17 protein-coding genes are annotated in these 21,668 nt (G+C 73.1%); 8 read left to right on the top strand and 9 right to left on the bottom strand.

Going from position 1 to position 21,668, the window contains the following annotated elements:
* Nucleotides 1-39: 39 nt before the first annotated feature.
* The 3 genes from VGO20_RS14465 to VGO20_RS14455 all read left to right on the top strand — a co-directional run bounded on the left by VGO20_RS14465 (nucleotide 40) and on the right by VGO20_RS14455 (nucleotide 2,756).
* Nucleotides 40-939, top strand: coding sequence for an SDR family oxidoreductase (locus VGO20_RS14465; protein ID WP_327503071.1), 900 nt, complete (start codon nucleotides 40-42; stop codon nucleotides 937-939).
* 344 nt (nucleotides 940-1,283) lie between these two features.
* A complete protein-coding gene (locus tag VGO20_RS14460; protein ID WP_327503070.1) occupies nucleotides 1,284-1,814 on the top strand; it encodes a helix-turn-helix transcriptional regulator in 531 nt (176 codons plus the stop codon).
* Between the two features lie 54 nt (nucleotides 1,815-1,868).
* Nucleotides 1,869-2,756 (top strand): DNA-3-methyladenine glycosylase family protein, encoded by an 888-nt coding sequence (locus tag VGO20_RS14455; protein ID WP_327503069.1) that lies wholly within the window; start codon nucleotides 1,869-1,871, stop codon nucleotides 2,754-2,756.
* On the opposite strand, the gene VGO20_RS14450 is transcribed toward VGO20_RS14455, so the two are convergent.
* The gene (locus VGO20_RS14450; RefSeq protein ID WP_327503068.1) at nucleotides 2,757-3,632 is read right to left on the bottom strand and encodes a LysR substrate-binding domain-containing protein; all 876 of its coding nucleotides are present in this window, start codon (nucleotides 3,630-3,632) and stop codon (nucleotides 2,757-2,759) included.
* A 111-nt stretch (nucleotides 3,633-3,743) separates the two neighbouring features.
* Here VGO20_RS14450 and VGO20_RS14445 point away from each other — a divergent pair, with 111 nt between their 5' ends.
* Both VGO20_RS14445 and pdxA read left to right on the top strand, forming a co-directional pair.
* Nucleotides 3,744-4,958, top strand: a complete 1,215-nt coding sequence (locus VGO20_RS14445; protein ID WP_327503067.1) for a four-carbon acid sugar kinase family protein — start codon at nucleotides 3,744-3,746, stop codon at nucleotides 4,956-4,958.
* Nucleotides 4,955-7,006: a 4-hydroxythreonine-4-phosphate dehydrogenase PdxA gene (gene pdxA / locus VGO20_RS14440; protein WP_327503066.1), complete on the top strand. Its 2,052-nt coding sequence runs from the start codon at nucleotides 4,955-4,957 to the stop codon at nucleotides 7,004-7,006. The genes VGO20_RS14445 and pdxA overlap by 4 nt, the downstream gene beginning before the upstream one ends.
* Before the next feature lie 15 nt (nucleotides 7,007-7,021).
* Here pdxA and lepA read toward each other — a convergent pair whose 3' ends face one another.
* Entirely contained in the window at nucleotides 7,022-8,824 is a 1,803-nt protein-coding gene (gene lepA / locus VGO20_RS14435; RefSeq protein ID WP_327503065.1) for a translation elongation factor 4, read from the bottom strand.
* A gap of 79 nt (nucleotides 8,825-8,903) precedes the next feature.
* Nucleotides 8,904-9,824, bottom strand: a complete 921-nt coding sequence (gene gcvA / locus VGO20_RS14430) for a transcriptional regulator GcvA (RefSeq protein ID WP_327503064.1) — start codon at nucleotides 9,822-9,824, stop codon at nucleotides 8,904-8,906.
* Nucleotides 9,825-9,988: 164 nt separating this feature from the next.
* Between gcvA and VGO20_RS14425 the strand changes: the two genes are divergently transcribed.
* The 3 genes from VGO20_RS14425 to VGO20_RS14415 all read left to right on the top strand — a co-directional run bounded on the left by VGO20_RS14425 (nucleotide 9,989) and on the right by VGO20_RS14415 (nucleotide 11,785).
* Nucleotides 9,989-10,588, top strand: coding sequence for a glutathione S-transferase family protein (locus VGO20_RS14425; RefSeq protein ID WP_327503063.1), 600 nt, complete (start codon nucleotides 9,989-9,991; stop codon nucleotides 10,586-10,588).
* A 37-nt stretch (nucleotides 10,589-10,625) separates the two neighbouring features.
* Nucleotides 10,626-11,399: an isocitrate lyase/PEP mutase family protein gene (locus VGO20_RS14420; RefSeq protein ID WP_327503062.1), complete on the top strand. Its 774-nt coding sequence runs from the start codon at nucleotides 10,626-10,628 to the stop codon at nucleotides 11,397-11,399.
* An 83-nt stretch (nucleotides 11,400-11,482) separates the two neighbouring features.
* The gene (locus VGO20_RS14415; RefSeq protein ID WP_327503061.1) at nucleotides 11,483-11,785 is read left to right on the top strand and encodes a DUF1289 domain-containing protein; all 303 of its coding nucleotides are present in this window, start codon (nucleotides 11,483-11,485) and stop codon (nucleotides 11,783-11,785) included.
* Nucleotide 11,786: 1 nt separating this feature from the next.
* Here VGO20_RS14415 and VGO20_RS14410 read toward each other — a convergent pair whose 3' ends face one another.
* From VGO20_RS14410 to VGO20_RS14385, 6 genes are all read right to left on the bottom strand, one after another.
* Nucleotides 11,787-13,424: a hypothetical protein gene (locus tag VGO20_RS14410; protein WP_327503060.1), complete on the bottom strand. Its 1,638-nt coding sequence runs from the start codon at nucleotides 13,422-13,424 to the stop codon at nucleotides 11,787-11,789.
* 107 nt (nucleotides 13,425-13,531) lie between these two features.
* Nucleotides 13,532-15,676 carry a site-2 protease family protein gene (locus tag VGO20_RS14405; RefSeq protein ID WP_327503059.1) on the bottom strand — a complete coding sequence of 715 codons (2,145 nt, stop codon included), beginning with the start codon at nucleotides 15,674-15,676 and terminating at the stop codon, nucleotides 13,532-13,534.
* Nucleotides 15,673-17,034 (bottom strand): efflux RND transporter periplasmic adaptor subunit, encoded by a 1,362-nt coding sequence (locus VGO20_RS14400; protein WP_327503058.1) that lies wholly within the window; start codon nucleotides 17,032-17,034, stop codon nucleotides 15,673-15,675. Before VGO20_RS14400 ends, VGO20_RS14405 begins: the two co-directional genes overlap by 4 nt.
* Nucleotides 17,031-17,822, bottom strand: a complete 792-nt coding sequence (locus VGO20_RS14395) for an efflux RND transporter periplasmic adaptor subunit (RefSeq protein ID WP_327503057.1) — start codon at nucleotides 17,820-17,822, stop codon at nucleotides 17,031-17,033. The genes VGO20_RS14400 and VGO20_RS14395 overlap by 4 nt, the downstream gene beginning before the upstream one ends.
* The gene (locus VGO20_RS14390) at nucleotides 17,819-19,462 is read right to left on the bottom strand and encodes a TolC family protein (protein WP_327503056.1); all 1,644 of its coding nucleotides are present in this window, start codon (nucleotides 19,460-19,462) and stop codon (nucleotides 17,819-17,821) included. The genes VGO20_RS14395 and VGO20_RS14390 overlap by 4 nt, the downstream gene beginning before the upstream one ends.
* 28 nt (nucleotides 19,463-19,490) lie before the next feature.
* Nucleotides 19,491-21,668: VCBS domain-containing protein (locus tag VGO20_RS14385; RefSeq protein ID WP_327503055.1), on the bottom strand; the 2,178-nt coding region annotated here is incomplete at its 5' end.

Genomic DNA, 21,668 nt, shown 5'->3' with positions numbered 1-21,668 from the left:
CGCTCGCCCCGCAGGAACCCTGACGCGGCCGGCACGGGCATGACGGGACCACGCCTGTTCTGCTTCGGCCTCGGCTACAGCGCGCTGGCGCTGGCCGACCGGCTCCTGCCGCAGGGCTGGCGCGTCGCCGGCACGACGCGCGCGCAGGAGAAGGCGCAGGCACTCGCCGCGCGGGGCATCGAGACGTTCCTCTTCGACCGCGGCCGGCCGCTCGCCGACCCGTCCCGGGCGCTCGCCGGCACCACGCACGTCCTGAGCGCGGTGCCTCCGGACCGGGACGGCGACCCCGTGCTCGACCGTCATGGCGGCGACCTCGCCGGCCCGGGCCTCGCCTGGGCCGGCTACCTGTCGACCACGGGCGTCTACGGGGACCACGACGGCGGCTGGGTCGACGAGGCGACGCCGCGGGTCCCGACCGGGGCGCGCGGCCGGGCGCGGCTCGCGGCGGAGGACGGCTGGCTCGAGCTGTGGCGGCGCCATGGCGTGCCGGTTCACCTGTTCCGCCTTCCCGGCATCTACGGGCCCGGGCGCAGCGCGATCGACGCGCTCAGGGCCGGCACCGCGCGGCGGATCGACAAGCCCGGCCAGGTGTTCAGCCGCATCCACGTCGAGGACATCGCCCGCGTGCTCGAAGCCTCCATGGCGCGGCCGAACCCCGGCGCCGACTACAATGTCTGCGACGACGAGGCGGGGCCCGGCCACGAGGTCGTCGCCCATGCCGCGCGCCTGCTGGGCGTGGAGCCGCCGCCGCTGGTCCCCTTCGAGGCGGCCGACCTGTCGCCGATGGCCGCGAGCTTCTACGCCGACAGCAAGCGGGTGCGCAACGACCGCATCAAGCGCGAACTCGGCGTCCGCCTCGCCTACCCGACCTACCGCGACGGCCTGGCCGCCCAGCTCTCCGCTGAACGCGGGGCACACGGGAAGCGGGAAAAGCCCTAGACTCGCATCCTATTGTATGCACTGCTACCCGCTCCAGAACCCGGTTCAACCGGTTCGGGCTGTAGGGAACCACGCGTGTTGACAAATGTTAACAGGCGCGCCATGTTCGGGCTGAGCGATGGCTAGGCCGCGCCATCCCGACAAGGAGGTCGAGGACGCGGTCGCGTATGCTGAATCGCAGGGATGGACATGCCGCAAGATGGGCCATTGGGGCCGCTTGTTCTGCGCTCATGCCGACCGGGATGGATGCCAAGTCGGTGTGAGCGGCACGCCCAGGGATCCCGGCATACACGCCAGACAGATCATCAGAGCCATCGCCCGTTGCCCTCATAAGGAAGCCGACGATGAAGACGCATGAGTTCAGCATCATCGCTTCGGGTTTGGATCCGCAGGCTGCCGACTTCGAGTCCCGGTTCCATGAGGCGTGTTGCGACGACGCCACGATCTCGTTCCAGAAGGGACACGTCATCGTGGATTTCGCACGGGACGCCGAAACGATGGATGCGGCGGTCGCTTCCGCCGTCGAGGCCGTACGCGCGGCTGGCGCCAGGGTCGAGAGAGTAGAGCCGGACCCGCTTGTAAGCCTTTCCGAGATTGCCGCCCGCACGGGGATGACCCGTGCTGCCATAACACAGTATTCCAAGGGGCAGCGAAGCAGAGGTTTTCCTGCACCCGTGGTCAAGATCACGTCCGACAGCCCGCTGTGGGACTGGGCCGTCGTCGCCCGCTGGTTGTTCTGCCACAGAAAACTGTCGCGCGAAGCGGTCGTGGAGGCGCAGACGGTGAAGATGGCGAACGACGCGCTCGCTCGTGGCGAGGAGCGCATGGGTCCCCTGCTCAGAGAGCGCGTTCGCGAATTCGAGACCACGCTGTGAGATCGGCCCCGCCTCGGCGGGGCTTCCCGAGACCATACGGCCGAGAGCATGCGGATGACCGACTTCGACCTGGCGCTGCCGGTGCGCCGGCCCTACGACTGGGAGACGCTGCTCGGGTTCCTCGGCTCGCGCGCGATACGGGGCGTCGAGACGGTCGAGGCGGGACGGTACTGGCGAAGCTTCCGGACCGGTGGAGGCGCGGGCATCCTGTCGGTGTCGATCGCCGAGGGGGGAGACGCGCTCCTAGCCACGGTCCGCTGCCGCGGCGGCGCCGATGACGGGGAGGTCGGGGCGCGGCTGCGGCACGTCTTCGACACCGAGGCCGACATCGACGCGATCCACCGCCGGCTCGGGCGGGACGCCCATCTCTCCGGTCACCTGCGCGCCCGCCCGGGGCTGCGCGTGCCGGGCGCCTGGGACCCGTTCGAACTGGCGGTGCGTGCGATTCTCGGGCAGCAGGTCAGCGTCGCGGCGGCGCGCACGCTGGCGGGACGGCTGGTCGCGGCCCATGGGGAGCCGGTCGCGGACGGCCCGGCCGGGACGCCGGACGCCGTGTCCCACCTGTTCCCGAGCGCCGGCGCATTGGCCGGGGCCGATCTCGGGTCCATCGGGCTGCCGCGCGCCCGCGCGCGGGCCATCTCGGCGCTAGCGGCGGCCTGCCTGGCCGACCCCGACCTGTTCCGCCCGGCCGCGAGCCTGGAGGAGACGGTCGAGCGGCTGTGCCGCCTGCCGGGGATCGGCCCCTGGACCGCGCACTACGTCGCGATGCGCGGCCTGGGCCACCGCGACGCCTTCCCGGCTTCCGACCTGGGCGTGCTGCGGGCGCTGGAGACCGCGCAGGGCCGGCCGACGCCGCAGGAGGCGACGCGCATCGCCGAGGCCTGGCGGCCGTGGCGCGCCTATGGCGTGCTGCATCTTTGGCTGGGGGACGCGGCGGCCTGATCACGCCCCCTGCGCCGCCTCCCGCCGCATCCAGGCGAGGAAACGCCGCTTGCGCGCATCGACCGCGAAGGACGTCCGCGAAAGCAGCACGTAGCGGTAGCCGTTCGGCCTGAAGCCGCAGGGCGCCACGAGGCGGCCCGACCGGACGGCGTCGACGACCAGGGGTTCCGGTCCGATGGCGACCCCGAGCCCGGCGGTCGCGGCCTCCAGGCTCAGGTAGAAGTGCTCGAAGGTCCGGCTCGGCGCCGGGGGCAGCGTCACGCCCTGGTCGGCGGCCCATCGGTCCCACGCGTCGGGCCGGGTCGCCGAGTGGATGCGGGGAAGGCGCAGCAGGTGTTCCCGGTCGCCGGGCTCCGCCAGGGGCGGGGCGCAGACCGGGCCGACGCGCTCCTCGAAGAGGGGTTCGGCGAACACGTCCGGCGGCCAGGTGAAATCGCCGCGCCGGATCGCGCAGTCGACCCGGTCGCGCTCCAGGTTGATCGGCCCTCCGGCCGCCAGCACGTGGACGACGGTGCCGGGATGCTCGGCCTGGAACGCCGGCAGCCTCGGGATCAGCCAGCGCTGGGTCAGCGTCGGCTCGCACGAGACGACGAGCGGGGCCGGCAGGCCGGCGCGCAGCTCGGCGGCGGTCTCGGCGATCTGGCGCAACGCCGAGCGCGTCGTCTCCAGGAGGCGCCGCCCGGCCTCCGTCAGGAACACCGCGCGATTGCGCCTTTCGAAGAGCTGGACGCCGAGATCGTCCTCCAGGGCCCGGACCTGCCGGCTGACGGCGCTGTGGGTGACGTGCAGCTCGTCCCCGGCCCTGCCGAAATGCTCGTGGCGCGCAGCCGCCTCGAAGGCCCGCAGCGCGACCAGCGGTGGGAGGCGCTCGGCCATGAATCCGTGCGTTCGAGGAACCGATACCGGTGAGAATACATCGTTTTTCAAGCCCGGCAAGACGCGTCAGGCTCACGCAAGCATGAAACGCGAGAGGACGAGGAACGAGGCATGCGGATCGGAATTGCCGCCGATGACCTGACCAGCGCGACCGACGGCGCGGTCCCGTTCGTGCGGGCCGCGAACGGATGCGAGGTCTGGCTGGACCATCGCCTCGCGCCGGTACCGGGCGAGGGGGTGACGGCCGTGAACAAGGACAGCCGGGCGCGGCCGCGGGACGAAGCCGAGCGGCGCGCCCATGCGACGGCGCTGCGCCTCGCGGGTTCGGACGTCCTCTACCACACCGTCGATTCCACTCTTCGCGGACATCTCGAGGCCGAGATCCTGGCGGCGCTGGAAGCCTCGGGCCGCGAGGTGGCGCTGCTCGCCCCGGCCTTCCCCGAGGCGGGGCGGACCACCGAGGACGGCGAGCAGCGGCTCGCCGGCAGGCCGGTGCACGAGACCGCGTTCGGCCGCGACCCCGTCCATCCCGTCGCGCGGTCCCGGATCCGCGGGCTGTTCCCCCGCCTGGAGGACGCCGACGTCCGACACCTGCCGCTGGCGGCGGTGAGGTCCCTCGGGCCGGGCGGCTTCGATCCCGGGACCGCGAGGCTGGTCGTCGCCGACGCGACGCGGCAGGCGGACATCGACGGGCTGGTCGCATCGGTCGCCGACCCGCGCGCAGTGCTGTTCTGCGGGTCGCCGGGCATGGCGCGCGCGCTGGCCGCCCGCTTCGGCGGCCGCGGGCACCGGGAAGAGCCGGTCCCGGCCGTCGGGACCCTGCTGACGGTCGTCGGCAGCACCCATACGGCCAGCCAGGCCCAAAGACGCGCGATGGGAGGTCCCGGCGACATGATCGAGATCGTCGTCGACGCGGCCGCGGCCACCGCGTCGCCCCGCCAGGCCGCGCAAGCGGCCGTCAATGCGGCCGGCATGGCGCCCGGCCGGGCGAGGTCGATCCTCGTCGCGGCCGACGCCGCCCCGCGGCCGGGCGCCGATCCCGGGCGCATCGCCGAGTGCCTCGGCCTGGTCGCCGCGGAACTGGCGGGCATCCTGCCGGTCGACGGCCTGATCCTCACCGGCGGCGACACGGCGGCCGCGGTGCTCGGCGCGCTCGGCGTCCGGTCCTTGCGGCTGAGCGCGGAGATCGAACCCGGCGTGCCGCTCGGCGTGGCCGATGCGCCGCGCCGCATGGCGGTGATCACCAAGGCCGGCGGGTTCGGCTCCGAGGACGTGCTGCGGAACGCGGCGGCGATGCTGCGCGCAATGGAAGGAACCAGGGCATGACGCCACCGATCGCCGTCACCATGGGCGACCCCTGCGGGATCGGCCCGGAGATCTGCGCCAGGCTTTTCGCCGACGGGGTGAGGGCCCCCGCCTTCGTGATCGGCGACGCGGGCGCGATGCGCCGGGCCGCGGCCGCGCTCGGCCTCCGCCTCGCCGTCCATGAGATCGCGTCGCCGCGCGAGGCGTCTGCCCGGCCCGGGCAGGTCGACGTGCTTGCGGCGAGCCGCCTTCCCGACGACCTGCCGGTCGGCCGGATCGACGCGCGGGCCGGCCGGGCCGCCTACGACTACGTGGTCCGTGCGATCGACCTCGCCAATGCGGGGGAGGTCCGCGCCATCGTGACGGCGCCGATCGCCAAGGAGGCGCTGAAGGCCGCCGGCATCGCCTATCCGGGCCATACGGAGATCCTCGGCGAGCGCACTGGCACGTCGGACTTCGCGATGATGCTCGCGAACGGGGAATTGCGGACCGTCCTCGTCACGATCCACGTCTCCCTGGCCGAGGCGATCGGGCTCGTCACCCGGGACCGGGTCCTGCGCACGATCCGCCTCGCCCACCGGGCATGCCGGGCCTACGGGATCGACGCTCCCCGCGTCGCGGTCGCCGGCCTCAACCCGCATGCGGGCGAGGCTGGCATGTTCGGCCGCGAGGACCTGGACGAGATCGCCCCGGCCATCGACGACGCGCGGCGCGAGGGGATCGACGCCTCCGGCCCGTGGCCGGGCGACACGGTCTTCATGCGGGCGCGGCGCGGCGACTTCGACATCGTCGTCGCGCAGTACCACGACCAGGGCCTGATCCCGGTCAAGTACGGCGGGATCGACCACGGCGTGAACGTCACGATCGGCCTGCCCTTCGTCCGCACGAGCGTGGACCACGGGACGGCCTTCGACATCGCCGGGACCGGCAAGGCCGACGCCTCGTCCCTGCGCCACGCCTTCGAGCAGGCTCTGCTCCTCCTCGACGACGCCCGGGGGGAAGAGGACGTGACCGCCCCGCCCGACTTCATCTTCATGCTCACCAGGAACGACAGGACCGTCCCGGACGCCGCCGAGCGCCTGAAGGACGCCGTCGCCGCCGGGGTGGGGCATATCGGCTTCAAGGACGTCGGGCTGCCGCTCGAAGACCTGGAGGCGCTCGCCGCCGCGATCCGGGCCTCGGGCGCCAAGGTGTATCTCGAGACGGTGAGCCTGGACGCCGACAGCGAGCGCCGGTCCGCCGAGGCGGCCGTGAAGCTCCGGGTCGACGTCCTGATGGGCGGGACCCGGCCCGAGGTCGTGCTGCCGGTCATCGCCGGGACGGGCATACGCTATTACCCGTTCGCCGGCGCCGTCGCCGGCCATCCCAGCGTCCTGACCGGAACGGTCGAGACGATCGCCGAGAGCGCGGCGCGCCTCGCCGGGATGGCGGGCGTGCACGGCCTCGACCTCCTTGCCTACCGCTTCGAGGGGGACGTCCCCAGGCTGATCGAGGAGGTCCGCCGGGCGGCGGCGCCGAAGCCCGTGATCGTCGCCGGATCGATCGACCGCCGCGAGCGGGTCGAGGCCGCCGCCGCCGCCGGCGCGACCGCCTTCACCGTCGGCACCGCGGCGCTCGACGGCGCCTTCGCCGCACGGTCCGGGGCGCTGCCGGACCAGCTCGCCGCGATCCGGGAGGCGGCCCTGCCGCCCGCGATCCAGAAGGCGGCCCTGCCGCCCGGCAAGGTGAACCTCGCCGCGTCGTTCGGGAAGCTGGACGCCTTCTGGAGCCCGCAGACGGTCGGGAGCGTCAACGGCGTCCAGGTCAAGCTGGCCAAGTTCGAGGGCTGCTTCCACTGGCACCGCCACGAGCGCGAGGACGAGATGTTCCTCGTCGTCGCGGGGCGCCTCAGGATGGGGTTCCGCGACCGCCACGTCGATCTCGACCCGGGCGAATTCATCGTCGTCCCCCGCGGCGTGGAGCATCGCCCCGAGGCGCTGACGCAGGAATGCCACGTCGTGCTGGTCGAGCCGGGCACGACCGTGAAGGCCGGCGACGGCCCGCTCGGGCAGGAGCGAGGGGCGGCCTGACCGCCCCGCGTCCGCTCAGCCGTCGCTCATCCTCAGGGCGGCGATGAAGGCGCTCTGCGGGATCTCGACCTGGCCGAACTGCCGCATGCGCTTCTTGCCTTCCTTCTGCTTGTCCAGCAGCTTGCGCTTGCGCGAGATGTCGCCGCCGTAGCACTTGGCCAGCACGTCCTTGCGCAGGGCCGAGATCGTCTCGCGCGCGATCACCCGGCCGCCGATCGCGGCCTGGATCGCGATCTTGAAGAGCTGCTTCGGGATCAGGTCCTTCAGCCGCTCGCACAGCGCGCGGCCGCGCTTCTCGGACTGGCTGCGGTGGACGATCATCGACAGCGCGTCCACCGGCTCGGCGTTGACGAGGATCGACAGCTTGACCAGGTCGCCCTCCTCGTAGCCGTCCCACTGGTAGTCGAAGCTGGCGTAGCCGCGCGAGATCGACTTCAGCCGGTCGTAGAAGTCGAACACGACCTCGTTGAGCGGCAGGCGGTAGACCAGCATCGCCCGCGCTCCGGCATAGGTCAGCTCGATCTGCTGGCCGCGCCGCTCCGAGCACAGGGCCAGCACGCCGCCCAGGTATTCGTCGGGCAGCATGATCGTCGCCTTGATCCACGGCTCCTCGATGTGGGCGATCTTGACCACGTCGGGCATGTCGGCGGGGTTGTGCAGGTCCAGCGCCGTGCCGTCGGTCATGTGGACCTTGTAGACCACCGACGGCGCGGTCGTGATCAGGTCGAGGTCGAACTCGCGTTCGAGGCGCTCCTGGATGATCTCCAGGTGCAGCAGGCCGAGGAAGCCGCAGCGGAAGCCGAAGCCGAGCGCGGCCGAGGTCTCCGCCTCGAAATGGAAGCTCGCGTCGTTGAGCGCCAGCTTGCCCAGGCTCTCGCGCAGCCGCTCGAAATCGGCGGCGTCCACCGGGAACAGGCCGCACCACACGACCGGGATCGACGGCTGGAAACCGGGCAGCGGTTCGGCCGCCGGGCGGCGGTCGTCGGTGATGGTGTCGCCGACCTTGGTCTGGGTGATGTCCTTGATCGCCGCGGTGATGAAGCCCATCTCGCCGGGCCCGAGCTCGCCGGTCAGCAGCGCCTTCGGCGTGAACACGCCGACGCGGTCGATCTCGTGCGCGCTGCCGGTCGCCATGAAGCGGACCTTCTGGCCGACCTTGAGCCTGCCGTCGACGACGCGCACCAGGATCACGACGCCGAGATAGGCGTCGTACCAGCTGTCGACCAGCAAGGCCTTGGTCGGCGTGTCGGCCTCGCCCTTGGGCGGCGGCAGGCGGCGGACGATCGCCTCCAGCACGTCCGGCACGCCGAGCCCGGTCTTGGCCGAGATCATCACCGCATCCGACGCGTCGAGGCCGATCACGTCCTCGATCTGCTGCTTGACGCGGTCGGGCTCGGCCGCCGGCAGGTCGATCTTGTTGAGGACGGGCACGATCTCGTGGTCGTTCTCGATCGCCTGGTAGACGTTGGCCAGCGTCTGCGCCTCGACGCCCTGGGAGGCGTCGACGACGAGGATCGAGCCCTCGCACGCCGCCAGCGACCGGCTGACCTCGTAGGCGAAGTCGACATGGCCGGGCGTGTCCATCAGGTTCAGCAGGTATTCCCGCCCGTCCTGCGCCTTGTATTTCAGGCGGACGGTCTGCGCCTTGATGGTGATGCCGCGCTCGCGCTCGATGTCCATGCTGTCGAGCACCTGCTCGCGCATCTCGCGCTGGTCGAGGCCGCCGCACATCTGGATGAGGCGGTCGGCGAGGGTCGATTTGCCATGATCGATATGGGCGATGATGGCGAAGTTGCGGATGTGCGAGAGATCGGTCATTTGCGCGGCTGGAACCCCTGGGTTGGCTGCAAAATAGGGAACACCGCGCTCCGGCGCAATGACGGCGCGGACCTGCCGCTCATACGGCGGGCGAACGGGCCGCCTCCTCCAGCAGCCAGTCCACCACCGCCGCGACCCGCGGGTCGGCCGCGTGGGCCGGCGGACACACCGCATAATAGGCGCAGACCGAGCGGCGCGACGCCTCGAACGGGCGGACCAGCCGGCCCGACGCGAGCTCGTCGCCCACCAACGCGCCGCGGCCGAGCGCCACGCCCAGCCCGCGCGCCGCCGCCTGGTACAGCATCGCCGTGTCGCTGAAGCGCGGGCCGCGGGCGGACTCGGGCCCATCCAGCCCGGCCTCGCGCAGCCACGGCTCCCAGGTGATCCAGGGTTCGCTCGGCCCCGGCGCGTCGTCGTGGATCAGCACGTGCCGGGCGAGGTCGGCGAACCGGCGCAGCGGGCGAGGCCCGTTGAGGAGCGCCGGGCTGCATACCGGAAAGATATCCTCCCCCGTCAGCCGCGTGGCCAGCAGCGGGCCGAAGCCGCCGTCCAGCCCGTAGCGCACGGCGAGGTCGGCATCCTCCAGCGCGAAGTCCACGAGATGGCGTTCGGAGCGCACGACGAGGTCGATCTCCGGGCAGCGGGCGAGGAACCCCGACAGGCGCGGCGCCAGCCATCCCGACGCGAAGGACGGCAGCACGCTGACGACGACCCGCCCGGCCGGCGCGGCCGTCCGCGCCGCCCGCGTCGCGCGGGCCAGCCGCTCGAACCCGTCGGCCACGCCGGCCTGGAACGCCCTGCCCGCCTCCGTCAGCACGAGGCCGCGGGCCAGCCGGCGGAACAGCGCCTGCCCCAGCTCCTCCTCCAGCGCGCGGATGCGGTGGCTGACGGCGCTCGGCGTCACGTGCAGCCCCTCCGCGGCGCGCGCGAAGCTGAGATGGCGAGCGGCGGTCTCGAAGGCCCTCAGGGCCGAGAGCGGCGGCAGGCGGTGCGGCGTCATGAGCGTCCTCCGCCCCCTGATTAGCCGCCCGCCCCGGCCGGGGCAACGGCCGGCGATGAGCGGAATTCATCGTGCCCCTGAGAAAGCGTCATTTGCGCGGATGCCGGCAGGGCCGGCATCCTGGCCCCCGATCATCACGACCACCACGGCACGAGGGAAAGCCGATGCGCCTGTTCGACATGCCGGATTCCGGCAACTGCTACAAGGTGAGGCTGATGCTGGCGCTGCTCGGCCGCCGGTTCGAGCGGATCGTCATCGATCCCGACGCCGGCGAGACGCGCACCGCGGAGTTCCTGGCGCTCAATCCCTACGGCAAGGTCCCCGTTCTGGAGGTGTCGCCCGGCGAGTTCCTGCCGGAATCGAACGCGATCCTGTGCCATCTCGCCGAAGGCACGCCCTACCTGCCGGCCGCGGGAATGGACCGGGCGCGCGTCATGCAGTGGCTGTTCTGGGAGCAGTACAGCCACGAGCCGAACATCGCGGTCGCCCGGCACTGGCTCAAGCACCTGGAGCTGGACGAGGCCAGGCGCGCCGAGCTGGCCGTGCGCCAGGAGAAGGGCCGTGCGGCGCTGGAGGCGCTGGAACGCCGGCTCACCGAGGCGGACTGGCTCGCGGCCGGCCGCTTCACGACCGCCGACGTCGCCCTGTTCGCCTATACCCATGTCGCCCCCGAAGGCGGCATCGGGCTGAACCCCTTCCCCGCCGTCCGGGCCTGGATCGCCCGCGTCGAGGACGTTCCGGGCTTCGTCCCGCTTTCCGCCTGAGGCCGGCCGCAAGCCCCGCAACGAGATGAGGAAGGATATGGACCAGTCCGCCCGCGCCGACGCGTTCCGCTCGCTCCACGTTCCCGGCCGCCCGCTCGTCCTCTACAACGTCTGGGACGCCGGCAGCGCCGCCGCCGTCGCGGCGGCCGGAGCGAAGGCGATCGCCACCGCGAGCTGGTCGGTGGCCGCCGCGAACGGCTTCGAGGACGGGGAGCGGGTGCCCCTCGACCTCGTCATCGCCAATCTGCGGCGGATCGTCGGCGCGACCGGCCTTCCCGTCACCATCGACCTGGAAGGCGGGTACGGCGCCGATCCGGCCGCGGTCGGCCGGACGGTCGCGCAGGCGGTCGAGGCCGGCGCCATCGGCTGCAACCTCGAGGACAGCGATCCCCGGGACGGGACGCTGCGCGACCCGGCGCCCCAGGCGGCGCGGGTGGCGGCGGCGCGGGCCGCCGCGACGCGGGCGGGCGTGCCCGTCTTCGTGAACGCGCGGACGGACGTGTTCCTGCGGACGCCGCGGGAGCGGCACGACGAGAGCATGGTCGCAGCCGCCCTCGACCGGGCCCGCCTCTACGCCGCCGCGGGCGCCGACGGCCTGTTCGTCCCGGGCCTGGCCGACGAGGGCCTGCTCGCGCGCGTGACGGCGGGCTCGCCCCTGCCGGTCAACGTCATCGCCGGCGCGAGCATGCCGCCCATCGCGAGGCTCGCCGAGCTCGGCGTCGCCCGCGTGAGCCACGGGCCGGGCCCCTACCGGGTGATGCGCGCGGCGCTCGAGAGAAGCGCAAGGGAGGCGATGGCCTGGACCGCGTGACCCGCCGCCGGCCCTGCCGCCCTGGCGGAGGGGAGCGGTCGTGACCATGTGATGCCCCATTTCCCGAGTCCCGAGGCATCGGCATGGGCAAGCGGCTGCACGACGACCCCTGCATCAAGGTCTGCAAGTTCGACCAGGGCATCTGCAGGGGGTGCCTGCGCACGCGCGACGAGGTCAAGGGCTGGAAGGCCATGACGGGCGAGCAGCGGACGGCGGTCGTCCTGCGGATCGGCCGGCCTCCGGCCGAGGAAAAAGCCAGCCGGCCTCCGGCCGGTAAGGGCAAGAAGCTGAAGAAGCTCGACCGCAAGATCGCCGAGCTGGAAGCCAGGCTCGACGAGCTGCGCCGCAAACGGGCGAAAAAGACCCCGAAGGAAACGGGACCGTAGCTCAGCTGAGGACGGTTGGACCGGCGCCCGGCTTCGGGCCGCCCGGCCCGGACGGGCCGCCCAGGCGCTGGCCCGCGATCGCGACGAAGCGGCTCAGCTCGGGGTCCTTCCAGTGCCGGATGCGGTCCAGCTCCTCGCGCGCGGCCTCCGCGCAGGCGGAGATCAGGCCCGCCTCCAGGGGCGATGGCGCCGCCGGGTCGTCCAGGCGGCCGAGTGCCGCGCGGATGAAGGCGGGGCTCGGCGGGGAGAGCCAGTCGGCGAGCGACGCCCCGACGCGGACGGCGAGGTCCTCCAGCCGCGCGATCTGGGCGAAGCGCGAGAGGCCGTCCCCTCCCTCGGCCGACAGGACGCGGCGCAACCCGGCGCGGATCACGTCGAGCACGTCGCCCCGGAACCGGGTCGCGCCGGTGCCCCAGAAGATCTGGTCGGACAGGCTGCCGCGCCAGCGGTGCAGCGTCCCCAGGAACGTCGCCACCGCCTCGTGGTCGCCGGTGGGCTCCGGCGCCAGGGCCGCCGCCGATACCCGGTCCAGCAGCACGCGGTAGGGCCCGGCCTCGATGCGCGACAGCATCCCGGCCAGCGCGTCGCGGCAGAGCGCGCCGACGCGCGGGTCGGACAGCAGGTCGAGCCGGCAGATCGCGTCCAGGGCCTGCGAGAACGCGGCCGCCTCCGTCCCGAGCGCTTCCAGCCGTTCCTTCGGCGCGGCCAGCGGGCCGCCGCCGACCGGCCCCGCCAGGGCGACGACGCGGTCGGCCCAGGCGGCGGCGAGCACGTTCAGGTGCAGGGCCAGCGCTTCCCGGACCCGCCCCGTCACCCGCGGGTCGAGCGGAAGGACCGCGAACGCCGTCGCCGGGCCGAGATCGCCGCGATGGAGCAGCACCAGGGGCGCCACCGCGGCGACGGCGGTATCGCGCGAAGTCTGCAGCACGACCTGGGAGAACGCGTGCAGCGCCTCGGTCCGTTCCGCCAGCGCCCGGCCGGCACCGCGGTCGGCGCGGGCCGTGACGAGCAGTTCGGCCGCCCAGTCGCGCAGCGCCAGCAGGTCCCGCCAGAACACGAGCGTGTCGCGCGCGACGGGCCCGGCCGCGGGTTGCAACCGCTTGCGCCGGATCTCGGCGTCCCGGCACGACGTCCACGAGGCAAGCGCGGCCGCCTGCCGCTTGGGGTCGGCCAGGGCGTGGTCCAGCGAGCGGACCGCCAGGCCCGTCAGTTCCTGCATCATCGCGCCCGCCTCGGGCGACGCGAGCACGTCGGCCAGCGCGCCCACCGCCTCCGCCTCGGCCAGCCGCTTGCGCATGCGTTCGACCACGGCGCGGTGGTCGCGGGCGAGCATGTCGAACAGGGCCGCCGCGTCCGGCCGATGCACCAGTCCCGGCGCGCGCCAGGACAGCCGGGCCGCCTGGGCGTCGGGAGCGAGGAACGGCTCCAGCGTCCTGGTGAAGACCCGGCGGACATGCTGCGTCCGGCTCCGGTCCGCCACCCGCGTCAGGATGCTGCGCACGGCGGCGAGGCGCTCCGGCCGGGACGCCGAAAGCGTCTCCAGGTGGAGCAGGACCTCGCGGGCCCGTTCGGGCGACAGCCCCGCGATCAGCGATTCGACTTCGTCCGCGTGGCTCGATGCGATGTGATCGATACCCATTGCCCCGACCGTGCGAAACCCAACGTTGCCCGTATTCCGGCTCCCGCATCGTGACACATGCGCCCCCGGAGGGGGTAGGCCCGATCGTGACGAATTGTGACGGGGGCTCAGAACCCGCTCTCGCGCACCGCCACCGCGACCGCGTGGCGCCACAGCCGGCCGACGAGGCTCTCGGCCGGCGCCTCGACCGCCACCTGCCCGAGGAGCGCGTAGGCGGGCGGCCGGATGGCCGCCTCCGGCGCCAGCAGCACGCGGTAGACGGGCGTCTCCGGGACCAGTTCGCCGTCGCGGCCCTGGCGGACGGCGATGGGCCCGCCATGGACGGAGGCGAGGTCGGGCTCCGCGAGCGCCCGGGTCGCCGCGAGGTCGACCCGGACGACGCGGAGCGGGACCGGGCCGACGTCGAGGTCGTCGGGAAGGAAGGATGCCCGCGCCGCGCCCCGCAGCCGTTCCAGGTCGGCCTCCGCGGCGAAGGCCTCGACCGTCCAGGCCTGCGCGCTGCGCAGGATGCCGAGCGCCTCGCCCTCCGCCACCCAGGTGCCGGGCACGATCCAGCGCGGCACGTCGGCCAGCACGCCGGGGAAATGCGCGCGCAGGGTCAGCAGGTCGCGTTGCGCGATCAGCGCCTCCAGCTCGGCCGCCGAGGCGAGAAGCTCCTGCCACGCGACCTCCGCGCGGCGCGCCATCTCGGGATCGGCGGCATCCAGGCCGATCTGGGTCTGCATGCCCGCGATCTTGAGCCGCGCCCCCTCGATCTGGTGGTCGAGGTCGGGCGAGGAGAGCCGGAACACGGCCGCCCCTTCGGCGACGGCCGTGCCGGTGCCCCCGGCCATGCCGGCGATGCGGCCGGGCCCCGGCGCGTACAGCACCGCCTCGCGTTCCGCGCGCAGGAGCGCCGGCGCGCTCACCTTGCCGTGCCAGGGCACGACGGCGAGCGCCACCAGCGCCGCCAGCATGCCGAACGCCAGCACCGTGTTGCGGTTGACGCGGAGGTCGCGGCGGCGCGACGACCAGACGCGAAGCTCGGTCCAGATCGGACGCACGATGAACCAGACGATCTCGACCACGAACAGGAACAGCCCCAGCAGCTTGAAGGCGAGGTGATAGACGAGCAGTGCTATCGCGAGGAACAGGAAGAAGCGGTAGACCCACACCGCCGCCGCATAGGCGATCAGCCACCGGCGCCGGGAAGCGGCCATGCTCTCGGGCGGCGGGTCGCCGAAGCCGAACAGCAGTTCGCGCAGCCGCCAGCGCGCGAGCGCGAAGGACCGGTCCTGGAGGTTCGGCACGTCGAGCCAGTCCGACAGCAGGAAATAGCCGTCGAAGCGCATCAGGGGGTTCAGGTTCACCGCGAGCGTCGCGATCCAGGTGACGCCAGCCAGCAGGTAGGCCCCGGTGCGCAGCGGCCCGTCCGGCAGCAGCACCCAGGCGACCGAGGCGAACGCCGCCAGCGCAAGCTCGACGACGATGCCGGCGCCGTCGATGGCGAGGCGCTGGCGGCGCGAGCGCAGCCGCCAGGCATCCGTCGTGTCGGTCCAGAGCACGGGCCACAGCACCAGCAGGGCGACGCCCATCGACGGCACGCGGCAGCCGTACCGCTTGGCCGCGAAGGCGTGCCCGAACTCGTGCAGCACCTTGGCCGCCAGCAGCGCCGCTCCCGTCATCAGCATGCCTTCCGGCGTCACGACGTGGAGGAAGCCGTGGGTGAACGTCTCCCACTGGCGGACGACCAGGAACAGTCCCAGCAGCGCCGTCAGCCCGACGACCCGCAGGAAGGCGGGCGTGAAGAGCCAGGCGAGCCAGGGAAGGGCCGCGTCGAGGAACCGGTCGGGCCGCAGCAGCGGGACGCGCAGGAACAGGTAGTTCTTGAGCATCCACAGCGGCAGGGCCGTGCGCCGGCGCGCCTGCCGCTCGACCAGCGCCGCGACCGCGCGCTCGCCGCGCACCGCGACCAGCCCGCTCGCCTCGACGAAGCGCGCGAGGTCGGCCACCGCCTCCGTCTCGGCCCGGATCGGCGTCTCGCGCGAGACCGAGCCAGCGACGGCCTCGGCCGTGCCCAGGCCCCAGCGGGCCAGCATCTCGAACTCCGCCCAGCCGATCCGGAAGAACCTGTTGGCCGCCGGGTCGTACAGGGTCCAGGTCGGCGAGCCGTCGCGCGCGCGCGGCCCCTCGTGCAGAACCAAGTCGTCGCGCAGGACCGGCAGCGGCGCCGCGCCGGGCGGACCGGCGGAGAGGGCCGGCACAGCCGTCATTGGCCGAGCCATTGACGGGCGACGGCCAGCGGCCGGCGCAGCACCCACATCGCGGCGGTGGTCTCCGGGCCGTAGATCTTCGCCACGCCCTCCAGGCCGATGCGCAGCGGCTCCGCCCCGTCGGCGAAGGCCGCGGTGACGCGGTAGGCGCGTACCCCGTCCGGCGTCGGCGCCGAACGGTAGCTCGCCGAGGCGAGCCGCGCGTCGACCGGCCGGTCGGGCGCGACGTTGCGGAAGAAGGCGATCTCGGCCCCGGGCTCCAGCGCCAAGGCCAGCGCATCGCTCAGCGGCACGCGGATCTCCAGCTCGACCTTCGCGGGGTCGGCGAGCAGCAGGATCCGCTCGCCGGTCGAGACCGGCCGCCCCGCCCACTCGTTGACGTCGTCGAAGATCGCGATGCCGGCATGGGGCGCGGCGATCTCGACCCGGGCGAGCAGGCTCTGGACGTACTCGACCTCGGCGCCCTGCTGCTCGACCTCCGCCTCCAGCACCGCGAGGCGGGCCTTCGCGCGCGGATCGGCGACCGCCTGCTGGATCGCCTGCAGGTACTGGGCGCGGGCGATGTCGCGGGCCTTGAGCGCGACCTTGAGCCGGGCCTGGAGCCGCGTCGCGTCCAGAGAGAGAAGCGGCTGCCCGGTCTCCACGGGCTGGTTGGGATCGACGTGGACGCGGTCGACGACCCCGTCGATGGAGGCACGCACCAGCGTCGGCGCGGTCGGCACGACCTCGGCCGGGGCGAGGACGGACTGGCGGACCGGAATGAAGGCGGCGGCCAGCAGGAGGACGGCGGCCGCGGCGGCCGTGCGCGCGCCGCCGAGGCGGGGGCGCCAGCCGGCGCCAAAGCCGCCCCGCCCCGTCCGCGCGGCCCAGGCATGGCCGTAGGCCTCGCCGAGATAGCCGAAGAGATGCTGCTCCGCCTCGCCCCAGGGCTCGCCGCGCACGAACAGCAGCCCGCCGCCGAGCCGGCCCGCCGGATCGGCGAGCGGCACCCACAGGGCCGCGTCCGGCAGCCATTCCCGCCAGCCCGCGTCCAAGTCCGGGTCGTCCGCGACGTCCTGGCGGCCGAAGGCATGGATGGCTTGCGCCCGCGGGCCGCCGGCGACCCGGCGCAGCAGGCGCCTCAGCCATGCGAGATAGGGGCCGTCGCCGTCGGGATCGGCCACCCCGGACACCGCCAGCACGCGGCCGTCGCCGCGCCGGGCGCACCGCCACAGCACCGCCTGCCGGTAGGGCAGCAGGCCGGCCGTCTCGTTGACCATCACGAAGGCGAGCTCGTCCGGAGCCGCCCGGCGCGCCCGCTGCTCGAGCTGGAGCAGCGTCGTCAGGCGCAGGAGGTTGCGGTTGAGGCTCTCGCTCACGGCCGCTCCGGCGGGAGGATGGTGGCGCTGCCGCTCATGCCCGCCAGTAGGTCGGAGGTGTCGCCGACGATGCGGCCGTAGACCTTGATCGACTGGCTGACGGGGTCGACGCGGCTCGACAGGCGCGCGACCTCCGCCGGATAGGTGCGCCCGGTCTCCTCCACCGCGACGTCGAAGCGGTGGCCCGTCCGCAGCCAGGCGATCCAGCGCGACGGCACGATCATCTCCAGTTCGAGGTCGCCGTCGTCGAGGATCTCCAGCATCGGCTGGCCCTCGCCGATGAACTGGTACTGGCGCGCCGCCACCTCGCCGACGCGGCCCGCGAACGGTGCCGCGACCACGCAGCGCTCGACCATGGTGCGGGCGAGCCGCTGCTCGGCCGTCGCCTCGGCGACCTCGGCGGCGTTCACCTGCAGCTCCAGCGTGCTGACCGAGCCCAGCTTGTTCAGCCGCTTGTTGACCTCGTGCACGCTCTGCCGCTTCTCGAGGCCGGCGCGGGCGCGGGCGAGCTGGGCGTCGGGCAGCGCGCAGTCGAAGCGGACCAGGACGCGGCCCGTCTCGAAGCGGTCGCCGTCGCGCAGGTCGATCTCCACGATCCTGCCGGTCATCGGGGCGGAGATCGACGTGCTGCGCCGGGGCGTGATCTGGGCACGGATCTGGCGGGTCACCTCGACCTCCGAGGAGAGCGCCGCGTCCACGCCCGAGAGGTCCGGCAGGGCATCCTGGGCCGCGGCCGGCATGGCCAGCGGCAGGGTGGCGAGAACGAGGACGGCCGCGAACCTCCTCACGACGTCGGCTCCATCACCCCGTCGACGACCGGCTCGACCGCCCCATGGGCAACCGGTTCCGTCGCCTCTTCGGCTACCGGTTCCGTCTCCTCCCCGGCGGCCGGCTCCGGCAGCGGCGGCAGCTCGCCGCGCTCGAACCGCTCCAGGGCCGCCAAGACCTCCCCCTGGAGCGCCTCGAGGTCATCGGGCTCGAGGGCGGCCGGCAGCGTGTCCACTCCGATCGAGAGATAGATGTTGGCCAGCGCCGCCTCGACCTCGGCCAGGCTGCGGTCGCGGTCGAGCTGTGCGGCGATCGAGGACGCGGCGCGGCGGATGCGCTCCAGCTCCGCCTCCGCTTCCAGCTCGCTCGCATCCTCCGCCATCTGGAGGATGCGCTCCTCGACCTTGCTGATCTCGTAGGCGGTCTCGTAGTTCTCCAGCGCCTGCCTGTACTGCTGGTAGCTGACGTTGATCTGGGTGATCACCGCGACGCTGACGGCGAGCCGGCGCGTCCGGGTCAAGGCCGCCTGCGTCTCGGCCGCCTCGACGGCGCGCGGCCCCTGGATCAGGCCGAGCAGGTTCCACGTCGCCCGGAAGCCGGCCTCGGCCCAGACCTGGTTGATGAGGAAGGAGTTCGAATCGAAGTTCACCGAGCTGAGCAGGGAGACGCCCGGAAGCATGCGCAGCATCTCCTTGCGCACGCCGTTGCCGTCGATCCGCTCCTGGTAGACCTCCTCGCGCAGCTCCGGCCGGTAGGTGAGGCCGTAGAGCTCCAGCTCGGCGATGTCGTCGGGCAGGCTGACGCCGACGTCGTCCACGTCGCGGTCGTCCGGCATCACGACGCTCAGGGGCTCCCCGGGCGGCACGTTGATGAGGGCGGCGAGCTGGGCGCGCGCCACCGACAGCTCCGAGCGCAGGCGCCGGAGCTGCGCGATCACCTGGAGGATGGTCTTGCGGTATTCCAGCGTGGCGAGCGGCGGCTGCAGGAGGTCGCGCTCGATCTCGTCGGTCGCCTCCAGCGCCCCCTGGGCGTCGGCGAGGATGGGGTCGAGCAGCGGCAGCAGCCGCTGGGCGGTCGCGGCGCGCCAGTAGGCGCTGCGCACCTCCTTGACCATGTTGTTGATGACGCGGCGGCGCCGTTCGACCGCGATCAGCGTCCGGTCCGCCTGCTGCTGCGCCTGGAAGTAGCTGACGCCGAAGTCCAGCAGGTTCCAGGTGAACGAGATGTCGCCGGTCCAGCGCTCGGCATCGGTCGACAGGGACGGGTCGGGAGAGGTGATGCCGGTCCGCTCCGACCGGCTGACGGTGAGGTTCTCGTTGGTGCGCGTCGTGTAGCCGGCATTCGCGGCGAGGCGCGGCAGCATGTTGAAGTTGGCGAGCGTGAGCTGGCGTTCCTGGACCGCCTCCTCCATCAGCGCGAGGCGATGGTCCAGGTTGTACTTGAGGGCGCGGGCGATCGCCTCGGAAAGCGTCAGCGGCCCGGTGAGCGGCTCCTGGCCGGCATAGAGCGCCTCCTTCTCCGCGATCGCGCGGGAGAGATGGAGCCCGTCGCCGATCGGCTCCGGGGAGACGGCGCAGGCGGACAGCAGCAGGAGGGCCGTTGCCGGCAGCAGGGCGGAAGCGAAGCGCCTGCCGCGGGGATCGGGAGAGGATCTGGTCATCACGTCGGGTTCGTGTCTCGGGTATCGGTCAGGCGGCATTGCGGCCGGTGTCGGTACTGGTGTCGGAAGCCGGCGCGGCGGCCCGCGCCAGGCTTTCGAGGATGGCGCGGCCCTCGGCGATCAGGCCCTGGCGCCCGGCGGCCCGAAGCTGTGCCGCGAAGGAGGCCGGCCCTTCGGAGCCGGCATCGGTCGCCAGCGTCCAGGCATCGGCGACCTGGACGGGACGGATGCCCGCCCCTTCCAGCACGGCCTGCGGCCCGGGCGCCTCCTCGGCGGGCTCCCCCTCCCCGGCCGGGCCACCGGGTGCTCCGTCCGGCGCTCCGTCCGGCGTTCCGGCCGGTCCGGCGGCAGGGTCGGCAGCAGGGTCGGCACCGGGTTCGCCGGGGACGGGTTCGCCAGGCACCTGCCCCTCCGTCTCGGGCGGCGGGGTGCCGGCGTCCTGCGGGTTGTCGCCGGGCAGGCCGCCATCGACGTCGCGGCCGACCGTGACCCGGAACTGGGCGGTCGCCTCGTTGCCGCGGGCGTCGCGGGCGACGATGGAGATCTCGACGGTGCCCGTCGCGTCCGCCGGCGGCGTGCCGGAGAAGCTGAGGTTCTCCGCGTCGAACTGCAGCCAGGACGGCAGCGGCGTGCCGTCGGGCCGCTTCGCCTCGTAGGTGAGCCGCTCCTGCTGGTTGGTGTGCCGGAAGATGCTTTTGGGCACCTGGAAGGAGTGGTTGTTCTCCGCCAGCATCACCTGGTTGCCGACCGTGCCGGCGACGAACAGCTCGAGCCCTTGGGTGCGGCCGTTCCCGACGTCGCGCAGGAAGGACAGGGCATCGGCGCCGTTCTGCCGGCCGCGAGCGTCCTGCCCGATCGGGGTGAACAACCCGTCCTGGCTCGGGTCGGTCTGCGGCGTGATGAGGCCGCCATTGCCCGGCAGCCCGTCGGGCGGCGGCGGCGGGGGCGGCGGCGGGGGCTCGACCGGCGGGCGCTCGGACGGCGGCGCGGCGGGGGACGCGTCGAGGCGGAGCGAGAAGGTCGAAGTCCCGGTCGCGCCGGCCAGGTCGGTAGCGGTCACCACGATGGCGTAGGTGGCCGCGTCGCCACGTTGCGGCGTTCCGCTGAAGCTCCTGGTCGTCGGGTCGAACACCAGCCAGGACGGCAGCGGGTTCCCGTCGGCGAGCCTGGCCGACAGGGTCACGACGTCGCCGAGGTCCACGTCGCCGAAGGCGCCGGCCGGCACCGTGACGGTGATCGGCCGCAGTTCGGCGCCGGTCGCGTCGGGCAGCGGGATGAGCGGGACGGGGGCGTCGTTGGTGCCCTGGATCGTGACCGTCAGCGTCGCCGTCGTCGTGCCGCCGTTGCCATCCGAGATCGTGTAGACGAAGGCGTCGGTCAGCGTCTGGCCGACCGCCAGCGCCTGGATGGCCGCGCTGGCGTTGTCGACGGCGTAGCTGTAGGTGCCGTTCGCCTGCTGCGTCAGCGTCCCGTAGGTGCCGGAGAGACCGGTGCCGACGGCGCCCACCGTACCGCCCTGGGTCCGGATCGCGGTGACCGTCAGGGTGTCCGCGGTGTCGGTGTCGGTGTCGTTCGCCAGCACGGTGCCGGTCGCGGGCGCCGCCGCGTCCTCGGCGGTCGTCGCGGTGTCGGCGACCGCGACGGGGGCGTCGTTCGTGCCCTGGATCGTCACCGTCAGGGTCGCCGTGGTCGTGCTGCCCTGCCCGTCCGAGAGCGTGTAGACGAAGGCGTCGGTCAGCGTCTGGCCGACGGCCAGCGCCTGCACCGCCGCATCGGCGTTGTCGATGGCGTAGCTGTAGGTGCCGTCCGCCTGCTGGGTCAGCGTGCCGTAGGTCCCCGCGAGGCCCGTGCCGATCGTGCCCGTCGTGCCGCCCTGGGTGCGGATCGCCGAAACCGACAGCGTCTCGCCATCGTCGCTGGTCTGGTCGTTCGCAAGTACGGTGCCGGTGGCCGGCGCCGCCGCGTCCTCTGCGATCGTCGCGGTGTCGGCGACCGCCATCGGCGGATTGTTCTCCCCCTGGATCGTGACCGTCAGCGTCGCCGTCGCCGTGCCGCCGTTGCCGTCGGAGATCGTGTAGACGAAGGTGTCCGTCAGCGTCTGGCCCGCCGCCAGGATCTTCACCGCCGCGTCGTCGTTGTCGACGGCATAGGCATAGGTGCCGTCGGCCTGCTGGGTCAGCGTGCCGTAGGTGCCGGCCAGCCCGGT

It is taken from the genome of Arenibaculum sp. (assembly GCF_035998295.1).
Classification (GTDB): domain Bacteria; phylum Pseudomonadota; class Alphaproteobacteria; order Azospirillales; family Azospirillaceae; genus DASYHS01.
The sequence above is the reverse complement of the archived record's forward strand: the minus strand, read 5'-3'. Positions and strand labels throughout refer to the sequence as shown.

What these genes read in the sequence shown, in the direction of transcription:
- VGO20_RS14465 (WP_327503071.1), top strand. Translation starts at nt 40, where the DNA reads ATGACGGGACCACGCCTGTTCTGCTTCGGCCTCGGCTACAGCGCGCTG.
- VGO20_RS14460 (WP_327503070.1), top strand. Translation starts at nt 1,284, where the DNA reads ATGAAGACGCATGAGTTCAGCATCATCGCTTCGGGTTTGGATCCGCAG.
- VGO20_RS14455 (WP_327503069.1), top strand. Translation starts at nt 1,869, where the DNA reads ATGACCGACTTCGACCTGGCGCTGCCGGTGCGCCGGCCCTACGACTGG.
- VGO20_RS14450 (WP_327503068.1), bottom strand. Translation starts at nt 3,632, where the DNA reads ATGGCCGAGCGCCTCCCACCGCTGGTCGCGCTGCGGGCCTTCGAGGCG.
- VGO20_RS14445 (WP_327503067.1), top strand. Translation starts at nt 3,744, where the DNA reads ATGCGGATCGGAATTGCCGCCGATGACCTGACCAGCGCGACCGACGGC.
- pdxA (WP_327503066.1), top strand. Translation starts at nt 4,955, where the DNA reads ATGACGCCACCGATCGCCGTCACCATGGGCGACCCCTGCGGGATCGGC.
- lepA (WP_327503065.1), bottom strand. Translation starts at nt 8,824, where the DNA reads ATGACCGATCTCTCGCACATCCGCAACTTCGCCATCATCGCCCATATC.
- gcvA (WP_327503064.1), bottom strand. Translation starts at nt 9,824, where the DNA reads ATGACGCCGCACCGCCTGCCGCCGCTCTCGGCCCTGAGGGCCTTCGAG.
- VGO20_RS14425 (WP_327503063.1), top strand. Translation starts at nt 9,989, where the DNA reads ATGCGCCTGTTCGACATGCCGGATTCCGGCAACTGCTACAAGGTGAGG.
- VGO20_RS14420 (WP_327503062.1), top strand. Translation starts at nt 10,626, where the DNA reads ATGGACCAGTCCGCCCGCGCCGACGCGTTCCGCTCGCTCCACGTTCCC.
- VGO20_RS14415 (WP_327503061.1), top strand. Translation starts at nt 11,483, where the DNA reads ATGGGCAAGCGGCTGCACGACGACCCCTGCATCAAGGTCTGCAAGTTC.
- VGO20_RS14410 (WP_327503060.1), bottom strand. Translation starts at nt 13,424, where the DNA reads ATGGGTATCGATCACATCGCATCGAGCCACGCGGACGAAGTCGAATCG.
- VGO20_RS14405 (WP_327503059.1), bottom strand. Translation starts at nt 15,676, where the DNA reads ATGACGGCTGTGCCGGCCCTCTCCGCCGGTCCGCCCGGCGCGGCGCCG.
- VGO20_RS14390 (WP_327503056.1), bottom strand. Translation starts at nt 19,462, where the DNA reads ATGACCAGATCCTCTCCCGATCCCCGCGGCAGGCGCTTCGCTTCCGCC.